The organism is Arthrobacter sp. TB 26, assembly GCF_000427315.1.
In the GTDB taxonomy this organism is placed as follows: Bacteria; Actinomycetota; Actinomycetes; order Actinomycetales; family Micrococcaceae; genus Arthrobacter.
This window is the reverse complement of record NZ_AUPJ01000476.1, coordinates 1-2,274: the sequence shown is the minus strand read 5'-3', so window position 1 is coordinate 2,274 and position 2,274 is coordinate 1. Positions and strand designations below refer to the sequence as shown.

The 2,274-nt window shown below is 63.4% G+C and carries 4 protein-coding genes; 2 read left to right on the top strand and 2 right to left on the bottom strand.

The window, feature by feature from the left end; all coding sequences use genetic code 11:
* Positions 1-42: 42 nt before the first annotated feature.
* Positions 43-591 (bottom strand): DoxX family protein, encoded by a 549-nt coding sequence (locus tag K789_RS0118310; protein ID WP_024368021.1) that lies wholly within the window; start codon positions 589-591, stop codon positions 43-45.
* Positions 592-930: 339 nt separating this feature from the next.
* Here K789_RS0118310 and K789_RS0118305 point away from each other — a divergent pair, with 339 nt between their 5' ends.
* Positions 931-1,764: a sigma-70 family RNA polymerase sigma factor gene (locus K789_RS0118305; RefSeq protein WP_029705258.1), complete on the top strand. Its 834-nt coding sequence runs from the start codon at positions 931-933 to the stop codon at positions 1,762-1,764.
* Positions 1,761-2,021, top strand: a complete 261-nt coding sequence (rsrA, locus tag K789_RS0118300) for a mycothiol system anti-sigma-R factor (RefSeq protein WP_024368019.1) — start codon at positions 1,761-1,763, stop codon at positions 2,019-2,021. The genes K789_RS0118305 and rsrA overlap by 4 nt, the downstream gene beginning before the upstream one ends.
* Positions 2,022-2,133: 112 nt before the next feature.
* Here the strand turns inward: rsrA and K789_RS26825 are convergent, their stop codons facing one another.
* Positions 2,134-2,208, bottom strand: coding sequence for a 50S ribosomal protein bL37 (locus K789_RS26825; RefSeq protein ID WP_104061284.1), 75 nt, complete (start codon positions 2,206-2,208; stop codon positions 2,134-2,136).
* Between the last annotated feature and the right edge of the window lie 66 nt (positions 2,209-2,274).

Genomic DNA, 2,274 nt, shown 5'->3' with positions numbered 1-2,274 from the left:
GAGGGCGAAGCTGCGGTGGGGGTGGTGCCTGTCATTGCTGCTTTAGGCTCCGACGTTGTGGTCAACGGCTTTGCGGACGGCTTTGTCGGCCTTCTTCAGCTGCTTCCCGGTGGTCTTCTTGACGTCAGCGGCGAGGTGGCCGGCGTTCTTCCTGGCGTCCGCGGCGAGGTGCTCGGCGCGCCATGCAAGGCTGGGGCGGCCGTTCGTGTCGACGGCGGCCAGCAGCACGCCGCCGGTCAGTGAGACGTTCTTGAGCAGCTGCTTGCGGCGGGCGTCGCGGCCCTCCTTGGACGTGATGTCCGCGCTGCGCCATTCAACGTAGCTGTTGAGCGCGGAGATGACGGCAAGGATGGTGGCGGCGAGGCGGGCCGACTTGCCCAGCGCGAAGAGGACGCCGGCTCCGACCTGGGTACCGCCGATAACGCGGGCCAAGACCTTTTCGTTGGTCTGGAACGGCAGGGATTCAGCCGCGCGGCGCAGCAGGGGTGAGAGCTGCGTCGCAGTGTCATCCGCGTTCTTGAGCTTGTCCATGCCTGCAAGGACGAAACTGGAGGCGAGCATGGGCCGGGCGAGAAAGCGGACAAAGGACATGAATTTCCTCCTGGTTGGACGAGCCGCGGAATCAATGCGGGAGAACCGGTTCTAGTCTTGCACTTTTGTGGAATATTTGCCCGCCGGGCGGGGTTGTGAATGACAGGTTCCAGCTGCTTATTTACGGCTGGATGTTGAGCTTGATGATGAGTCAGACCAGCCCGGACAACGGGCCGGAACACAGTGGCACGGCTGGAGCACTCCGTCGTGGCGCAGGGAGGCGGAGATTTGGTTCTGGTGAAGGACATGCCCGCGGAGTTGTGGGCCGTGGCACTGCGGGATGGAACCGGGCCGGCAATTTCGGACGCCCGCCGGAACGTGCCAGTAGACTTGAGGGCAATGAGCACCATGGATCCGGCCGTTGCGGCCATGCACGAGGTGGCCGGAAACGGCGCCACTCCCGCTAAGTCACCTGCTGCCGGCCCCACCGGCGCGCATTCTGGCCCTGCCCCGGACTCCGGCTCCGTCCCGGAATCCGGCTCCGTCCCGGAGCCTGGCGCCGTTCAGGAGGCTGCCGCCCGCGAGACGATCGTGGACGGGCAGGTGCTGGATGTGGCGACTGAAACCACGCAAGAGCGCCGGGTACGCTTCGAACGCGACGCCATGCAGTACGTGGACCAGTTGTACTCCGCGGCCATGAGGATGGCCCGGAATCCCGCTGATGCCGAGGACCTGGTGCAGGAGGCGTACACGAAGGCGTTCTCCGCGTTCCACCAGTACAAGCCCGGCACCAACCTGAAGGCCTGGCTGTACCGCATCCTGACGAATACCTACATCAACCTTTACCGCAAACGCCAGCGCGAGCCGTTGCAGTCGAACTCTGACACCATCGAGGACTGGCAACTGGCGCGGGCCGAGTCGCACACCTCGTCGGGACTCCGGTCGGCGGAGGCGGAGGCGCTCGACCACCTGCCGGACTCGGATGTGAAGCGTGCCCTGCAGTCCATTCCGGAGGAATTCCGGCTGGCGGTCTACTTCGCTGACGTCGAGGGATTCGCGTACAAGGAAATTTCAGACATCATGAACACCCCGATCGGGACGGTCATGTCCCGTCTGCACCGGGGCCGGAAGATGCTGCGGGACATGCTCGCCGACTATGCCGCCGAGCGCGGATTCAAGGCCGCAGATGCCACCGCTGCAGCCGGAAGCAACAAACAGGAGAACAGGAAATGAGCGACTGCCAGGGACTGGGCGATTGCGACGACGCCCGGATGCAACGTATTTACGAGTACCTGGATGGTGCCCTCACGCACGAGGACATCGCCGAGATCAAGGACCACCTGGACGGGTGCCCGGAATGCTTCGAGCAGTACGACCTCGAATGTGTCATCCGCGTTATGGTGAAGCGTTCCTGCACCGAGGCCGCCCCGGAAAACCTCAAGAATTCAATCCTGGACCGGATCCACTCCAGCAACCCGGTCGAAGCCTGACGCAGCGGCGCCGTCCTGCCCGTAAAAGCAGTCCTGGCCGCCAACAACGAATGACCCCGGAAACCGTGAGGTTCCGGGGTCATTCGTCTAAAGCTGTCATTCCAAGCTTTGCTTAGGCGTTGGGGCGCTTGCCGTGGTTCGCGCCGCCACGCTTACGGTCACGACGTTTACGTGCACGCTTGCTCATAGCTGGCCTCCTTAATTTTTGGTACTCAAAAGAGCTGCCCTCAAGTCTCCCACATCAGGGCACCCG

Coding starts and splice junctions, on each gene's coding strand:
- rsrA (WP_024368019.1), top strand. CDS start 1,761: ATGAGCGACTGCCAGGGACTGGGCGATTGCGACGACGCCCGGATGCAA.
- K789_RS0118305 (WP_029705258.1), top strand. CDS start 931: ATGAGCACCATGGATCCGGCCGTTGCGGCCATGCACGAGGTGGCCGGA.
- K789_RS0118310 (WP_024368021.1), bottom strand. CDS start 591: ATGTCCTTTGTCCGCTTTCTCGCCCGGCCCATGCTCGCCTCCAGTTTC.